The sequence below is a fragment of the Cryobacterium sp. 10I5 genome (genome assembly GCF_035019865.1).
Taxonomy (GTDB): domain Bacteria; phylum Actinomycetota; class Actinomycetes; order Actinomycetales; family Microbacteriaceae; genus Cryobacterium; species Cryobacterium breve_A.
Map to the genome: position 1 here is coordinate 1 of NZ_JASJVI010000020.1, position 16,309 is coordinate 16,309.

Here is a 16,309-nt window from a genome sequence, read left to right on the forward strand (position 1 = left end):
GGGGCCCCCCCCCCCGGGGGGGCCCCCCCCCCCACGGAGGTGGAACAGCCCGGTCGGAGCATCCGCCTGGGGAGTGTGAATCACGAAGTTCGCTGCTAACTGCTCACTCGGCGTGAACGGATCGGACGGGCCAAACGGGTCGAGCGAGTGGTGCGGGCCGTGCGCGTCAGCTGACCCGCACGACCCGCAGCTCCCCTACTTGTTGACGGGGATCGACTGCGCCGTCATGGCCGCAATCGTAGCCGTCTGCCCGGTCTTCAGGGCATCGATCAGGGTGCCCTTCTTAGTGACCGCAGCCTTGAATCCGTCCGAGACGTCGTTGTACGTCTGCGTCATGGTCGGGCCCCAGGTGAAGTCGGGCGAGACCTGCGAGGATGCCTTCGAGAAGACGTCGTAGATGGCCTGGCCACCGTAGAAGTCGACTCCGGCCTTGAGCGCGGGCAGTTCGAGGCCGGACTTGGCCGCCGGGTACAGGTTGGCGGACTTGTTCAGCAGGGTCAGCGCCTCATCGGAGGTGTTCAGCCAGAGCGCGAACTTCGCGGCTTCATAGGGGTGCTTCGATCCCTTGAAGACGGCGGTCGAGGATCCGCCCCAGTTGCCGCTGGCCTTGTCGCCGGCAGCCCACTGCGGGGACTCGGCGACGGCCCACTTGCCGGCCGTGTCGGGGGCACCGCTCGCGATGGAGTTTGCACCCCAGGCTGCGGAGTTCCAGGTCCAGTCACTGCCGGTGTTGTAGGCGTTGTTCCACTCATCGGTCCACGGCGGGTTGGTCGAGACGAGGTCCCGGTCGATCAGGTCCTGCCAGTATGCGGCCACCTTGGCGGTGGTCGGGTCGGTCAGGTTGACCGTCCAGTTGGTGCCGTCGTTCTTGAACCAGGTGCCGCCGGCCTGCCAGACGAGTCCGGCGAACTGGTTGATGTCGCTCTGGGAGAAGTTGGTGATGTAGCCGCCGGTCGCGCGGATCTTCTCTGCGGCGGCGGTGTACTCGGCCCAGGTGGTCGGGATGGCGATGTTGTTCGCCTTGAACAGGTCGGCGCGGTAGAACATGGCCATGGGGCCGGCGTCCTGCGGGATCGCGTACACGGACTTGTCCTCGCCGAAGTTGACCTGTCCCCAGGTCCAGTCGACGAAGTCCTTCTTCGCATCGAGCACGCCGGCGCAGGCGGCGAGGTCGGTCAGGCCGTCCTGTACCCGGAAGTTCGGGAGCGCGTCGTACTCGATCTGGCCGAGGTCGGGCGCGTTGCCGGCCTTGAGCTGGTTGAAGAAGTTCTGATAGGTGCCGCCGTTACCGTTCGGGCCGGTCTGCACCTTCACCTGGATGTCGGGGTTCGCCTTGTTCCAGACCGCCACGGCGTCCTCCATGCCGGGGACCCAGGTGGTGAAGGTGAGGTCGACCTTGCCGGTGGACGGTGCGCAGGCTGCGGCAGCGGTGTCGGAGCTAGTGGTCGAGGCGGAGCAGCCGGTCAGGGCAACCGAAGCTGCGGCGAGCAGGGCAACGGCGACCGCTCTTTTCTTCATTCGCATGTGTCTTCTTCTTTTCTCTTGGGAAAGGAACCGTCCGGCGTTCCGGGCGGGTGGTGCTGTGGGTGACGCGGAGGTGAAGCGGGGGGGCTACTTGACCGAGCCGGCGCTGAGGCCGTTCCGCCAGAAGCGTTGAAGGAGCAGGAAAATGATGATGAGCGGGATGATCGACAGCAGCGCGCCGATGAGCACGTAGTCGCGCAGCACGGGGATCTGGTTGACCTGCGAGTTCCAGCCGTAGAGCCCGAGCGTGACCGGGAACAGCGTCTCGTCGCGCAGCATGATCAGCGGCAGGAAGAAGTTGTTCCAGATCGCGACGAACTGGAAGAGGAACACGGTGACCAGGGCGGGCACCATCATCCGCACCGAAACGGTGAAGAAGGTGCGCACCTCGCCGGCCCCGTCGAGGCGCGCGGCCTCGATCAGTTCGTCCGGCACGCTCGCCGAGGCGTAGATGCGGGCGAGGTAGACCCCGAACGGGCTGACGAGGCTCGGCAGGAACACCGACCAGAACGTGTTGGTGAGGCTGATCTGGCTGAAGATCAGGAACAGCGGCAGCGCCAGGGCCGTTGCGGGAACGAGCACCCCGCCGAGCACGACGTTGAAGATGAGTTCGCGTCCGGGGAACCGGTACTTGGCGAGGGCGTAGCCGCACATGCCGGCGATGATCGTTCCGACCAGGGCGCCGAGCCCGGCGTACAGCGCGCTGTTGAGCATCCATTTGAGGTAGACGCCGTCGCGGTAGCTGACCAGGGCACCGATGTTCTGGAACAGGGAGAAGTCCGCGAACCAGAGCGGGTTCGTGCCGGTGAACTGGGCGCGGTCCTTCGTGGCGGCGACGAGCAGCCACCAGACCGGCACCAGGAAGTAGAGCGTGAAGACGCCCATCACGATCATGGCGCTGGCCCGGGCGAACGGGCTCTCGCGCTGGGCACGGGGCGGCTTCGCGGTCGAGGGGCGGATGCCGCGGGCCGGGCCGCCGGCACCGGTGGAGGTCTCGGGGGTGGGGACCAGGGTGCTCACTTGGCTTCCTTCCGCTGGGTGAACTTGAGGAACGTGAACGAGAGCACGAAGGTGGCCAGGGCCAGCACCACCGAGAACGCGGCCGCGAGGTTGACGTTGGGGATCGACGAGGTCGTGTACACGGTGAGGTTCGGGGTGAACGTGCTCGTCACGGCGGAGCTGAAGCTCCGGAACACCTGCGGCTCGGCGAGGAGTTGCAGGGTGCCGATGATGGAGAAGATCGCGGTGAGCACGATCGCGGGCATGATCAGCGGGATCTTGACCGACCAGGCGATGCGCAGCTGCCCGGCGCCGTCGAGGCGGGCGGCCTCGTAGAGCTCGGCCGGGATGGCCAGGAGCGCCGAGTAGATGATCAGCATGTTGTAGCCGACGTAGACCCAGGTGACGACGTTCGCGATCGCCCAGAGCACGAGGTCGGCGGAGAGGAAGTTGACGTTCTGGGTGACCGCGCTGAACGGCGACAGGTTCGGGGAGTAGAGGTAACCCCACATGATCGCGGCGATGACGCCGGGGACCGCGTACGGCACGAAGAACGCGAGCCTGAAGAACTTCTTGCCGCGCACGAGCGGGGAGTCGAGCAGCAGCGCGAACAGCAGCGCGAGTCCGAGCATGATCGGCACCTGCACGGCGCCGAAGGCGAGCACCCGGCCGACGGACTGCCAGAACGGGCCGTTCTGGAAGACCAGCACGTACTGGCTGAAGCCACCGAAGACCTCACTCGCCGCGCCGAAGGTGCCCTCCCGCTTGATCACGAGCAGGGACTCGTAGATCGCGTAGCCGATCGGCACGAGGTAGAACAGGGCGAACAGGACGCCGAACGGGAGCACGAAGATCAGGATCGCGCGCTTGTGCTGCACCCGGGGCCTCGCGGGCCGCGGGCGGGTGCCGGGCTGTCTCGCGAGCCGGCGGGCCGTGCGGGCGTCGCCGCCCGGGGCATCCGTGAATCGGGCGGTGGAAGCGCTCATGCTGCCGTGTCCTCTCTGATGACGCGCACGGCGCCGGCCGGTACGCGCACAATGCGGTCGACGGCGACGTCGGTGACGAGTTCGCGCCCGCTGGCTGCGATCTCGATCGTGCTGTGGCCGTGGTTGATGATGAAGAGGTAGCTGTGCGTCGCATCGGCGCGACGCACGACCTCGATCGAGCCGTCCGATTCCGGGCCGAGCGCGGTGACGTGCGCGGCCTGGGTGGCCGTGCGCATCACCTCACGCAGGGCGTCGGAGTCGAGGGCGGTGGCCAGGTACCAGGCGGTGCCGCGGCCGAAGCTGTTGCGGGTGATCGCAGGGAAGCCCGGCAGGGGGCCGTCGAGGTACCGGGCGATCGCGGTTGCGCCGTCGAGGTGCAGCCGCTCGGTCCAGAGCCCGGCGGCCGCACCGGAGTCGAGACCGACCTGCCGGCCAGGCAACAGCGGGGAGAATTCCTCCACGCGGATGCCGAGCAGCTCGCGGAACGCTCCGGGGTAGCCGCCGGGGCGCACCCGGTCGTCCTCGTCGACGATGCCGCTGAAGAAGGTCACGACCGAGTGCCCGCCGTTCGCGACGTAGTCGCTGAGGTTCGCGGCATCCGCGTCGTTCACCAGGTAGAGCGTGGGCACGACGACGAGCCGGTACCGGCTCAGGTCTGCATCCGGGGCGACCACGTCGACGGTCACGCCGAGCCGGTGCAACGCCGTGTACGCGGCGTGCATCTGGCCGAGGTACTCCACGGAGTGCGAGGGCCGGGACTCACCGTCACCGGCCCACCACGCCTCCCAGCTGAAGATGATCGCGGCGTCGGCAACGACCCGGGTGCCGGCGACGTCGACGAGCCGGTCGAGTGTGGCACCGAGCGCGACGACCTCGCGCCAGAGTTCGGTGTCGGTGCCGGCGTGGGGAACGAGCGCGGAGTGGAATTTCTCCGAGCCCTGCAGCGAGGCCCGCCACTGGAAGAAGCAGACCGCGTCCGCGCCGCGAGCGACATGGGTCAGCGAGTTTCGGGTCAGCTCCCCCGGAGCCTTGGCGAGGTTGTGAGGCTGCCAGTTCACGGCGCCGGTCGCCTGCTCCATCAGCAGCCAGGGTGCCCCGCCGGCGAGCCCGCGGGTGAGGTCTGCGGCGAAGGAGAGCTCGGTGACGGGGTCGCCGAGGCGGTGGTCGAGGTAGTGGTCGTTGGCGATCACGTCGACCTCGGGGGCCCACTGCCAGTAGTCGAGGTTGCGGATGTGCGCGGTGACCATGAAGTTGGTGGTGACCGGCACCGCGCTGTGGCGGCGGATGATGTCGCGTTCGCTGCGGTAGTAGTCGAGCAGTTCGTCGGAGCTGAACCGGTGGAAGTCGAGCACCTGGCCGGGGTTGCGGCTCGAGAGGGTGAGGCGCGGGGTGAGGATCTCCGACCATTCGCCGTACTGCTGGCTCCAGAATGAGGTGCCCCAGGCCGCGTTGAGCGCGGCGATGGTGCCGTAGCGCGCCTGGAGCCAGCGCCGGAAGGCGACCGTGCTGTCTTCGTCGTAGCAGAGCGCGTTGTGACAGCCGAGTTCGTTGGAGACGTGCCAGAGTGCGATCGCAGGGTGCCGGCCGTAGCGTTCGGCGACCTTCTCGACGAGGGCGAGGGCATGCTCGCGGAACACCGGCGAGCTCGGGCACCAGGCCTGGCGACCGCCGGGGTAACGGATGCTGCCGTCCTCGGTCTCCGGGAGGATCTCCGGGTGCAGCGTGGTGAGCCACGGCGGCGGCGAGGAAGTGCCGGTGCCGAGGTTGACCCGGATGCCGTTCGCGTGCAGCAGGTCGATGATCGTGTCGAGGTTGGCGAAGTCGTACTCCCCCGGCCGCGGCTCAATGTGGGACCAGCCGAAGATGTTGATCGCGACGAGGTCGACGCCGGCCTCGCGCATCAGCCGCATGTCCTCGGCCCACGTCTCGGGGCCCCACTGCTCGGGGTTGTAGTCGCACCCGTATGCGAGGCCGTCGTGGGCGAACGGGACCGCAGGGGCCGCCTCGTTCTGGACTGCTGCTCGCGCGTTCATCGGCTCCCTGACGTCATTGGCACCGGCATCCGCCGGATAGTCTGTGAACGTGCACAGAGCCGGCGGAAAAAAAAGGCCGTACCGGTGATCTGTGAACGTACACAGAGTAAGTACGGATCGCGATCCGTGTCAAGGACCATTTCGCGAAACGGGCGATACAGTTATCGAATGGTGACCAATCCGGGGCAGCGCAGACGTGCCACGATCCACGATGTCGCCCTCGAGGCCGGGGTCTCGCGCGGCACCGTGAGCCGGGTCGTGAACGACGAGCCCTACGTGTCCGCCGAGGCGCGGATCGCGATCGAGGCCGCCATCGAGAAGGTCGGCTACGTGCCGAACACCGCCGCCCGCAACCTCGTCATGCAGCGCTCGCAGGCGATCGGCTTCATCGTGCACGAGCCACACTCGCTCTTCCTGGAAGACCCCAACATCGGCGAGATCCTGCTCGGGGCCAACGCCGCGCTGTCCCTCGCCGACTTCCAGATGGTCTGCCTCATCATCGACTCCGAGCGGGACACCGACCGGGTCGCCCGGTACCTAAGCGGCGGCTTCGTCGACGGGGTCATCGTCGTGTCGGCTCGCAAGAATGACCCGATCACGCGCATTATCGAGAAGCTGGGACTGCCGTCGGCGTTTGTCGGGCATCCGCCGGACCTCCGGAAGTTGCCGTTCGTCGGCATCGACAACCGGAGCTCGGCGCGCGCGATCACGGACCGCCTGCTCGCCACCGGCCGCACGCGTGTCGGCATGATCGCCTCCGCCCTCGACCGCGACTCGGGTGCCGACCGTCTCGCCGGGTTCACGGATGCCCTCGGCCCCCTCTTCGACCCGGCCCTCGTCGCCCGGGTGCCGTTCTACGCGTATGCCGATGGCGTCAAGGGCATGCGTGCGCTGCTCGCCGCCGAGCCCCATCTCGACGGGGTGTTCGCGGCATCCGATGCCGTTGCGGCCGGCGCACTCGAGGCGCTCCGCGAGGCGGGTCGCAGCGTTCCAGGAGACGTCGGCGTCGTCGGCTTCGACGACAGCGCCTGGGCGTTGCGTTGCCAGCCGCTGCTCTCGACCGTGCACCAGCCGGCCGCGGGCCTCGGCGAGCGGGCCGCGGAGTCGGTGCTCGCCCAGCTGCGCGGCGAAGAACCCGAGCTCGGCGGCATCCTGCTCACCACCCCGATCGTCTGGCGCGACTCCGCCTGACCCGTCTGCCCCGCCTTGCACCCGTCGCTCTCCCTCGCGAGAGTACGTTTTTGGCCCTTAAACCACGGGTTTAAGGGCCAAAAGTGTACTCTCGCGGGAGGTCGTGGCCCGGTTCGTGGGGCGGGAGCGGGAGCGGGAGCGGAAGCAGGAGCGGGAGTGTGGCGGCTAGCGGCCGAGCCAGCCGCCGTCGACGGGGAGGACGATCCCGTCCACGTAGTCCGAGGCGGCGGATGCGAGGAAGACCGTCGCTCCGGCGAGGTCGGCGGGGGTGCCCCAGCGGGCGGCGGGGATCCGTTCGAGGATGGCGTCGGACCGGCCGGCATCGTCCTGGAGGGCCTGGGTGTTGTCGGTCGCGAAGTACCCGGGGGCGATGGCGTTGACGTTGACGCCAAGCGGCGCCCACTCGTTGGAGAGGGCCTTGGTGAGTCCGGCGATCGCGGACTTCGAGGCCGTGTACCCGGGCACGTTGAGCCCGCCCTGGAAGCTCAGCAGCGAGGCGGTGAAGATGATCTTGCCGTGTCCCTGCGCGATCATGGTGCGGCCGATCTCCCGGCTGAGCACGAACTGGCTCGAGAGGTTGACGGCGATCACGCGGTCCCACATCTCGTCGGGGTGCTCGGCGGCGGGCGCGCGGGCGATGGTGCCGGCGTTGTTGACGAGCACGTCGACCGGGCCGAGCGCCGTGATCTCGGCGGCGAGGGCGGTCACTTCGGCCCGGTCGGCGAAGTCGGCGTGCAGTGCGGTGAACCGGTGCCCGAGTGCGGTGACCGCGGTCTCGATCGCGCTGCCGTGTTCGGGCATCCTCGACGAGACGCCGACGATGTCCGCCCCGGCCTCGGCGAGGGCGACGGCCATGGCGAAACCGATGCCGCGGCTCGCGCCGGTGACGACGGCGGTCTTGCCACTGAGGTCGAAGAGATTCAGGACACTCATGAGTTGTTTCCTAACGTTGTGGTCGCGAATGCGCTTCCCTGGTAGCCGAGGGCGTTGGAGATCGCGGCAGCGGCCTGCAGAAGGGGCCCGGACATCGCCTCGATCTGGGCGTCGGTGTGCTCGATCGAGAGCGTGGACACGCTGAGACCGTAGCGAACGGTTCCGGTGTGGTCGAAGAGGGGCGCCGCGATGCAGGCGATTCCGGGCACGTTCTCGCCGCGGTCGCGGGCGGTGCCGCGCGAGCGCACGTCGGCGATCTCGCGGCGGAAGGCGTCCGGGTCGGTGATCGAGGCATCCGTCACCCGGGCGAGGCCGGCGCTTGCGATGATGCGGTCGACGGTGTCGTCGGGATAGCTCGCGAGGATGACCTTGCCGATGCCGGTGGTGTGCAGCGGGGCGGCGTGGCCGACGCGGGACGGCATTGTGTACGGCTTGCGGGAGTCGCTGCGCATCACGTAGACGATCGAGTCGCCGGCGATGTAGCCGACGTGGACGGTGCAGTCCACGGTGGCGACGAGCACGTCGACGAAGGGTTGGGCGATCGCGGAGATGTCGATGCCGGCGAGCGCCCGGCCGGCGATCGCGAGGAGCGCCGGGCCCGGCAGGTAGCTGCCGGCCGGGTCGGTGGCGAGGAATCGCTGGGTCACGAGGGTCGCGAGCAGGCGGTGCACGGTGGCCTTGGGCAGGCCGGTCGCGGCGACGACGTCCGAGAATCTCGGGTGCTCGAGGGCGGCCTCGAGCACGACGAGGGTGCGCTCGGCGGCGCCGGCCGGGGCGGCGGGGTGCGCGGTCGGCGCGGCGGGGTGCGCGGTCGGCGCGGCGAGCGCGGCGTCCGCCGGCGTTGACGAGGGCAGAACGGGCGCAACGTCCGCGGCGACCCGGACGGCGGCGGGGGCCGACGGCATCCGCTCGCCGGCCAGGTCAGCGGTCATCAGGAAACGGCCGTGATGTCCACGGCGTCCATGTCGTCGAAGGACTGGTTCTCGCCGGCCATGGCCCAGATGAAGGAGTAGTTCGAGGTGCCGACGCCGGAGTGGATCGACCAGCTCGGCGCGATGGTCGCCTGGCGGTTGGCGACGATCAGGTGGCGGGTTTCGGTCGGCTCGCCCATCAGGTGCACGACGCGGGCGGCCTCGGGCAGGTCGAAATAGAGGTAGGCCTCCATGCGACGGTCGTGGGTGTGCGCCGGCATGGTGTTCCACATGCTGCCCTCGTGCAGGCTCGTCACGCCCATCACGACCTGGCAGCTGCGCACGCCGTTCTCGTGGATGTACTGGTTGAGCGTGCGACGGTTCGACGTGGACTGGTCGCCGAGCTCGCGCACGATGCCGGTTCCGGCGGGCACGAGAGTGGTCGGGTACGCGGTGTGCGCCGGAGCGGAGAAGACGTAGAAGCGGGCGGCGTCTTCGGTCTCGGGCGCGGCGCTCGCGCTGTCCGAGATGAATTCGACGACGGATGCCCCGCGCCCGATGTACAGGCACGATCCGTGTCCGAGGTCGAACGGCACGCCATCGACGACCACGGTTCCGGATCCGCCGACGTTGACGACCCCGGCCTCGCGGCGCTCGAAGAAGTGGTCGGTGCGCAGTTCGGGAAAGCTCTCGAGGGTGAGCGGGGACGTGACCGGGCTGACCCCGACCAGGATGACGCGGTCTTCGTGCGAGTACACGGCCCGCAGTTCGTCGTCGACGAAGAGGTCGGTGACGAGGAAGCGTTCGCGCAGTTCGGCGGTCGTCATTCCCTGAACTTCGGTCGGGCTGGTGGCATTGCGGATCTGCACGGAGACTCCTTGCGCTTCACGGCCCCAAAATGGAACTTAGTTCCATTCTGAGCGCTGATGCGCCCTCGGTCAAACCGACAGCGACCGTCGGACTGGTGTGACGAGCCTCGAATGGGGGATCCGGCTGCCGCGCGGCCACCCGATAGCCTGACGAGAGGTGCGCTGGTGTATCCCGTGGATGCCCAACCGACGTCCCCCGATCACCGATGAAGCGAGGACTGCATGGGCACCGGAACAGGAACCGACACGACCGCAGCCGGCGGGGATCGGCCCAGCCCCGCACCGGGTGGCGCGGACGGGCCTGACTCGACCTCCCCTGCCGACGGATCCGCGGTGCGGCTCCCCGTGCGGTCCCGGAAGCAGCGAACCGTGCTCGCTGTGACAATCGCCATCGGTCTCGCGACCCTCCTTACCGCCGGGATCGGCATCCCGCTGGCTTCGGCCGAACACGATCGGGTCGTCGCCGAGGACGCCAGGCGTGCGACCCTCGCGGCGACGGCCGCGCGAGCCGTGAGTGAACTGGCGGCGCTGCGCACCGAAGTCGCCCTTTTCGTTCTCCCGTTGGATGACTTCGATACGGGCCTGGCCGGTGTCGTCGACCCGACCCTCGTCGCTCAAGTGAACGTCGCTCGGGACCGGCTGAGCTTGGCCGCGCACGCCGGTTACCCCCGGGCGATCGCCGAAGCTCGCTCCGTCGTCGTGCGACGGCTCCAGGCCATCGCGGATGCGGAAGCCACCGCAGCGGAGACCGCCGTCGGTGTGCAGACCGCTGCCGATCAGAACTCCCGGGATGCTGTCACCGCGGCCGTTCGCGCACTGCGCGCCGCGGCCATCACCCAGGGGGAACTGCCGAAGGCCTTCACCGCGGTCGTCGTCGCGAATGCCGCACTGACGGCAAATCAGGCGGCCGCCGTGGCCGCAGCCCAAGCCGCAGCCGAAGCCGCCGCCGCTGAAGCCGCACGGGTCGCCGCAGCGACCGCCTCCAGGAATTCCGGTGCCTCCGGGAGTTCCGGGTCGAGCGGAACCGGCAGCACCGGCGGCACGACGCCCAACTACCCGGACATCAAGGTCCTGCCTTACCCCAGCTTCCTGTACCCTCCCGTTGTCCAGAACAACGCCAACTACCGACCCATGTGCCAGGGCGAGGCCTTCGACGACATCATGGTCGAGGGCGGCACCTCGTATACCTTCGACTACGACTTCGCGTACTCCTACATCGTCCGGATTGCCTTCGAGACGAGACAGTGGCGCCTGACCGTCTTCGCCTGCCTCTGACACCGGCCGCCACGTCGCGCCACTGGTGCACTCCCCCGCCACTCCCGGCAGCGCGGGTACGTCCGGGACGGGCCGCACCCACGCCGGTCACGAACACCGCGGTCCAGAGCGGTCGCGAGCGCGACAGCCGCGCATCGAACCGCCCCCTAGGCTGGCGGGATGGCCGACTCCAGCTCCAGCCCAGCGCACGACGCCAGCCCGGTGGAACCGGCGACACCGGTAGCATCCGGTTTCGTCGCCGCATTCGGCCGGCGCCTGGAACGCCTCGATCGTTGGGCGGATGCGATCGGCATCGGCCGCAAGCGGCTGATCCTCCGCACGGTGTGCGTGCTCCTCACCCTGGCCGGGCTGGCCATGCTGCTCGGCAAGGATCTCACCCCGCCCGACACCCTCGACCAGTACCTGCACCCGGCCAAGACCTCCGCCGACGAGTTCCTGATCCGCAACCTCTCCGTCGACTACACGCTCGACGCCGACGCGCAGGGCCACTCGCGGGCGACCGTGCTCGAGACCGTCGATGGAATATTCGGCTCCGACTCCACGGCCACCGGCATCACCCGCTACCTGGTCGCCGAAAGCCGCGGCCACACCGTGCACACCACGGTGACCTCGGTGACGGATGCCGAGGGCACCGCCGTTCCGTTCACGGTCACCCGCAGCGGCGACACCTGGAAGATCTCCACCGACACCGGCGCCCGACTCGTCGGCGACCACCGGTTCCTGATCCGTTATGTACAGACCGAGCTGACCGATCATGTCCAGGACGCCCAGAACACCGCGTTCGAGGACAGCCTGAACTGGAGCGTGACCGGCGAGCGCTGGCTGCAGGGCATCGGCGGTATCGACGTGACCGTGCGCATGGACACAGCGCTCGCGGCGCACTTGACCGGAGAACCGAACTGGGGCGTCGCCTGGGCGATCCTGGGCAGCACCGCCTCATTCGACCGGGTCGCCGACGACGATCCCCTCGCCCAGCCCGGGCAGGCGGTCTTCCACAACCGGGTGCTCTCCACGCTGCCGCCGTTCGGCACGGTCTGGGTGGAGTTCCACTTCGCCGACGGCACTTTCGTGCCCTCCGACCGCTCGCTCCTCGAGTGGATGCGCCTGCTCGCGCCGTTCCTGCCGATCCTGGTGGGCGTCGGGCTGCTCCTGCTCGGGCTCCTCGCCCGGGCCACGGTGTGGCGGAATGCCTCAGGTCGCGGCATCGTCATCGCCGAGAGCACGCCCCAGGCGGGCGTCGACCTCATGCTCGCCTCACACATCCTGGGCCGGAGCCGCCGGTCCATCGTCGCTTCCCTGCTCGACCTGGCTGTGCGCGGCAACGTGCGACTGCTCCGGGTGAGTCCCGTGACCGACGGCAGGGTCGACGGCGGCAACGACGGCGCGAACTCCCCCGCCGGCCGGCACTGGTACGAGTTCGAATACGTGCATGAGACGGCCCTGACCGACGCCGACAAGGACCTGCTCAACGCCGTCTTCGGCGACGCCCGCATCATCAGCACGAAGAGACGTCCCGCCAAACGCTCGATGCGACCCGTTCGCCTCGACGTGCGCGGCGGACTGCTGAGACCGGCATTCCGGCAACTGAGCCTGCGCGGCTGGCGCCGGTCCCTCGCCGAGGGCTACCGACGGGTGCCGAACGGTTTCGTCCGGGACCTGCTGACCTGGGGCGTCATCGCCACGACCTCCCTGCAATGGGGTCTCTCCCGCCAACTCGCCTACGACGGCATCGAATCGCAGGCCTGGTTGCTGTTCTGGGTGAGCGTGGCGAGCGCCGCCGTCACTTTCAGCGCATTCGCTCTTGCCGTGACCCGCTACCCGCTGACCCGGAAGGGCGCCCTCGCCCGGGAGCACCTGCTCGGCCTGCGGGAGTACATCCGGGTCGCCGAGCAGCTCCGGATCAACTTCCTGCAGAGCCCCTCCGGCGCGCTGTACACCCAGCGCCGGGCATCCGTCGAGGTCGCCGACCTCACGGACCCGCTGCTCGCCTACGCCATCCTGTTCGGCCTGGAGCGTGGCTGGCGACGCGAACTCGACCTCGCGTCGGCCGGCGCGCTGCCCCGCGGCTGGTGGCTCCCGCGGGACCTTGACCGCACCCCCTGAACATGAAAAGGTAAGGAAATTCTGTCGATCGGCGTGACGAATGAGCTGCGACACCGTCCTACCAATGACGGATGTCGCTTGAGAGTGGCCGCCGAGCCGCGCGGGACCGAACCCCCGCGCCCAACCCGGAGGACACCATGACGGACACCGACCTGACCACCCCGAACGCGCGCGGCGCCGACGCGCCCGGCACGTTCCTGCGAGGATCCGACGCCGACGCGGCCACCCGGACCGGCCTGGCCGCGGTCGTCTACAACCCGATCAAGGTCGACCTTCCCGCGCTCAAGGCCTCCGTCGCCACCGAAGAGTCCGCCGCCGGCTGGCCGGAGACACTCTGGTTCGAGACCTCGAAAGACGACCCGGGACAAGGCGCGGCCCGGCAGGCGATCGAGGCGGGCGCATCCGTCATCATCGTGGCGGGCGGCGACGGCACCGTGCGCGCGGTCGCCGAGGTCGTGCACGGCACCGACCGCGCGCTCGCCCTGCTGCCCTCGGGCACCGGGAACCTGCTCGCCCGCAACCTCAAACTCGCCCTCGACGATTCCGCAGGGTCGATCCGCTCGGCGTTCACCGGGACCGACCGCCGCATCGACGTGGGCATGATCGACGTCCGGCGCGCCGACGGCACGGTCGACCGGCACGCCTACCTGGTCATGGCCGGTCTCGGCCTTGACGCCAAGATGCTCGCCAACACCGACGACGACCTCAAGGCGAAGGTCGGCTGGCTGGCATACGTTAAGGCCCTCGTCGCCGTGGGGCAGGACCGGAACGACCTGCACTTCCGGTACAGCCTCGACAAGCAGCCCGCGCAGTCCATGCGGGCGCACACGATCATGATCGGCAATTGCGGCCTGCTTCCGGCCGAGATCGTGCTGCTCCCCGACGCGGTCGTCGACGACGGGCACTTCGACATCGTCGTGCTCAAGCCGAAGGGAGTCCTCGGCTGGGTGCAGATCCTGTCCAAGGTGATCTGGGAGAACGGGGTGCTCAGCCGCACCCCGCTCGGGCGCCGGTTGAGGACCAAGGACGTCGACGCCCTCAACTACGCGACCGGGACCGAGCTCGTCGTGCGCCTGCACCGGCCGGAGGAGATCGAGCTCGACGGCGACGAATTCGGTTCGGCCATCGCGTTCAAGACCTGGATCTCTCCGGGCGGCCTCACCGTGCGGGTGCCCGCCCCGACCGCGTAGCCGTTACGGCCGGGACCCGGCCTGCACCGGGTTCGCGGCCGCTGCGACGGAGACCGCAGCGCCGGTGAACCGCACCCGGCGAAACCGCCGAGCACGTTCCCTGCACTTCTCCGACTCGGAGGCCGGGAAACGACTACCCGCCGACGCTCAGCAGTGCGGCAAGGGCCGGATTGTCGATCTCGGCGCCGAGAAGCCGCGCCGCGCGTCCGGCATTGTCGTCGCCGAGGGCCTCCGCGTGGAGCAGGGACCGCACCACGAACTCCTTCATCCCCGTACGCGAGGCCAGCGCGCCAAGCGCCGCGACCCAGGACGCGGTCTCGGGATGCCCGTGACGCAGCCCGAGGGAGCACTGGGCGTCCAGGATGTGTGCGTCCAGCCACACGTAGGGGTCGGCGAGCCGGTTCGAGCGGATGCGCGCGTCGGCGAGGATCTCGAACGCCCGGTCGGATTCGCCGGTCGCCTCGGCCGCGAGGGCGCGTCCTCTGGCCGATATGCCCTCCCAGCACGGATCGCCCAGCTGACAGGCCCTGGCGAAGGCCTGGTCGAAGAACGCAGCGGCGAGCTCCGGTTCCGTTCGACCCAGTTCGACCTCACCACGAAGTGCCTGCGGCCACGGCACGAACGCGAGCCAGTGGCTTCGCTCGCACAGCTCGAGCGCGAGATCGAGGCTGTCGGCAGCCGCGTCGAAATCGTGGCGGAGCACGTGGAACCGGCCGAGCATGGCCAGCGCGAAGGACTCCAGCCGGACTTCGCCCGCGGAGCGCGCGGCGTCCACGGCTCGGCTGAGATGCCTCCGCGCGGCGGGATAGTCACCACGATCGCTCTCGACCGCCCCCCGGTACATGTCGGCCTTCGCGGCCATCGCGAGCGAATTCCTGCCGAGCGTGCGCGCATCCGTCAGCCACACGTCTGCCCGGTCGTAGCGTGCCCGCAGGAAGTCGACGTAGCCGATCTCGGCGCGAGCCTCGGCGGCAAGGCCCGGATCGTGCAACTCCCTGGCCACCTCGTCCGCGGCGTGCAGTGCGGCCAGGCCTTCCTCGTCCTGGCCGCGCAGCGAGTGCACCAGAGCCTCGGCGAGGGCGAGGCGCGCGAGGATCTTCAGCCGGCCGGACGAGCCGGTGTCCGCGAGGGCCACGCCGCGCCGCAGGGTCTGTACCCCGGCCTCGACCGCTCCCGCGCCGACCGCTGAGCGGCCGGCCTCGACCGTTGCGGCAATGGATGCGGCGTCCGCCGTGCCGTCAACGTGCACCCGCCGTGTCCGCAGCGCCGCCTGAACGGCCGCGCCCGGGTCCACTCCCAGCTCGGCGACGAACAGCTCCGCGCAGGCGTCGAACTGTCGCCGCGCGGCCTCATCGTCGCCGGTCAGCCGGTAGAGCCGGATCAGGAGGGACTGGTGGTTCTCGTCGAGGGGGTTCATTCCGATCAACCGCACTGCGCAACCGATGGCCGCCTCCAGGTCCCCTCGGGACATCATCCCCAGGGCCGCCTCGTGCAGAATGGCCTCGGCGGCCGCTGCGAGCCGGCGGCGTTCCGACAGCAGCCAGGTCTCGAAGGGCGCCGCGTCCCGGAACGTCGCGCCTTCCAGGAACTCCAGGCCCAGGCCCGGCAACCTCACTGCCGCGGCCCACTCGCCGCGCGTCACGACGCTGACATCGACCGTGGCGTGCGGGGGCATCCGCAGGACCACCGGGTCGCCCACGATGGACCCGTCCGGGCCGAGCGCACGGCGAATCTCGGCGATGCTCCACCGCAACGCCCGCAGCGGGTCGTCCGCCTCGCCGAACAGCAGGGCGGCGAGTTGCCTGCGCGACGGCGGCCGTTCGGTCGAAAGGAGGTAGGCCAGCAGCCCCCAGCTTTTCCGGCTGCGAAAGGCGGGAGATCGCTCACCGCCGTCATCGATGGCCGGATGACCGAGGAGTTGCACGACAAAACTCATGAGTTCCACATCCGGGAAACAGTCAAACGCTCCGTCAAACGCTGAAGATGCTCAATGGTATCCAGAACCTCGAAAACGTCGAGGCCACACGAAAGGAAACCAAACAATGTCGCTGTACATGGACGTTCACACCATCGATGGCGGAGTCACGGCCGAGGCCGTCGCCGGGGCGCATCGGGCGGATCTCGCCGAGCAGGACGCCCACGGCGTGAAGTACCTGCGGTACTGGGTCGCCGAAGACGCCGGCAAGATCTTCTGCCTGGTCGAAGCGCCAGACGCCGAGGCCGCCACCACTGTTCACCGGGAGGCACACGGTCTCGTGGCCGATGCGGTCTTCCCGGTGAGCGAGCACGTCTAGA

General features: G+C 69.1%; 13 protein-coding genes. 5 read left to right on the forward strand and 8 right to left on the reverse strand.

What is annotated here, in order from left to right; all coding sequences use genetic code 11:
• Window positions 1–195: 195 nt before the first annotated feature.
• The 4 genes from QN350_RS07705 to QN350_RS07720 all read right to left on the reverse strand — a co-directional run bounded on the left by QN350_RS07705 (window position 196) and on the right by QN350_RS07720 (window position 5,542).
• Window positions 196–1,524: an ABC transporter substrate-binding protein gene (locus QN350_RS07705; RefSeq protein ID WP_416173001.1), complete on the reverse strand. Its 1,329-nt coding sequence runs from the start codon at window positions 1,522–1,524 to the stop codon at window positions 196–198.
• Between the two features lie 87 nt (window positions 1,525–1,611).
• Entirely contained in the window at window positions 1,612–2,418 is an 807-nt protein-coding gene (locus tag QN350_RS07710) for a carbohydrate ABC transporter permease (protein WP_134446013.1), read from the reverse strand.
• A gap of 122 nt (window positions 2,419–2,540) precedes the next feature.
• Window positions 2,541–3,509, reverse strand: a complete 969-nt coding sequence (locus tag QN350_RS07715) for a sugar ABC transporter permease (protein ID WP_322137697.1) — start codon at window positions 3,507–3,509, stop codon at window positions 2,541–2,543.
• A complete protein-coding gene (locus tag QN350_RS07720) occupies window positions 3,506–5,542 on the reverse strand; it encodes a beta-galactosidase (protein ID WP_322137698.1) in 2,037 nt (678 codons plus the stop codon). The genes QN350_RS07715 and QN350_RS07720 overlap by 4 nt, the downstream gene beginning before the upstream one ends.
• A gap of 168 nt (window positions 5,543–5,710) precedes the next feature.
• Here QN350_RS07720 and QN350_RS07725 point away from each other — a divergent pair, with 168 nt between their 5' ends.
• Window positions 5,711–6,733 (forward strand): LacI family DNA-binding transcriptional regulator, encoded by a 1,023-nt coding sequence (locus QN350_RS07725; RefSeq protein ID WP_322137699.1) that lies wholly within the window; start codon window positions 5,711–5,713, stop codon window positions 6,731–6,733.
• Between the two features lie 165 nt (window positions 6,734–6,898).
• Here QN350_RS07725 and QN350_RS07730 read toward each other — a convergent pair whose 3' ends face one another.
• Genes QN350_RS07730 through kduI form a run of 3 tightly spaced genes read right to left on the reverse strand, consistent with a single transcriptional unit; the run spans window position 6,899 to window position 9,446 of the window.
• Window positions 6,899–7,666 carry an SDR family NAD(P)-dependent oxidoreductase gene (locus tag QN350_RS07730; RefSeq protein ID WP_322137700.1) on the reverse strand — a complete coding sequence of 256 codons (768 nt, stop codon included), beginning with the start codon at window positions 7,664–7,666 and terminating at the stop codon, window positions 6,899–6,901.
• Window positions 7,663–8,598, reverse strand: a complete 936-nt coding sequence (locus QN350_RS07735) for an IclR family transcriptional regulator (protein ID WP_322137701.1) — start codon at window positions 8,596–8,598, stop codon at window positions 7,663–7,665. Before QN350_RS07735 ends, QN350_RS07730 begins: the two co-directional genes overlap by 4 nt.
• A complete protein-coding gene (gene kduI, locus QN350_RS07740) occupies window positions 8,598–9,446 on the reverse strand; it encodes a 5-dehydro-4-deoxy-D-glucuronate isomerase (RefSeq protein WP_281535569.1) in 849 nt (282 codons plus the stop codon). Before kduI ends, QN350_RS07735 begins: the two co-directional genes overlap by 1 nt.
• 378 nt (window positions 9,447–9,824) lie before the next feature.
• Here kduI and QN350_RS07745 point away from each other — a divergent pair, with 378 nt between their 5' ends.
• The 3 genes from QN350_RS07745 (at window position 9,825) to QN350_RS07755 (ending at window position 14,014) form a co-directional block, all read left to right on the forward strand.
• Complete coding sequence (locus tag QN350_RS07745) at window positions 9,825–10,721, forward strand: hypothetical protein (protein ID WP_323507833.1); 897 nt, start codon at window positions 9,825–9,827, stop codon at window positions 10,719–10,721.
• A gap of 159 nt (window positions 10,722–10,880) precedes the next feature.
• Window positions 10,881–12,824 (forward strand): DUF2207 family protein, encoded by a 1,944-nt coding sequence (locus QN350_RS07750; protein WP_322137703.1) that lies wholly within the window; start codon window positions 10,881–10,883, stop codon window positions 12,822–12,824.
• Window positions 12,825–12,961: 137 nt separating this feature from the next.
• On the forward strand, window positions 12,962–14,014 hold the full coding sequence (locus QN350_RS07755; protein WP_322137704.1) for a diacylglycerol/lipid kinase family protein: 1,053 nt from the start codon (window positions 12,962–12,964) through the stop codon (window positions 14,012–14,014).
• Between the two features lie 133 nt (window positions 14,015–14,147).
• Here the strand turns inward: QN350_RS07755 and QN350_RS07760 are convergent, their stop codons facing one another.
• Complete coding sequence (locus QN350_RS07760) at window positions 14,148–15,950, reverse strand: BTAD domain-containing putative transcriptional regulator (protein WP_322137705.1); 1,803 nt, start codon at window positions 15,948–15,950, stop codon at window positions 14,148–14,150.
• Window positions 15,951–16,056: 106 nt separating this feature from the next.
• Between QN350_RS07760 and QN350_RS07765 the strand changes: the two genes are divergently transcribed.
• The gene (locus QN350_RS07765; RefSeq protein WP_322137706.1) at window positions 16,057–16,308 is read left to right on the forward strand and encodes a DUF4242 domain-containing protein; all 252 of its coding nucleotides are present in this window, start codon (window positions 16,057–16,059) and stop codon (window positions 16,306–16,308) included.
• Window position 16,309: the final 1 nt, after the last annotated feature.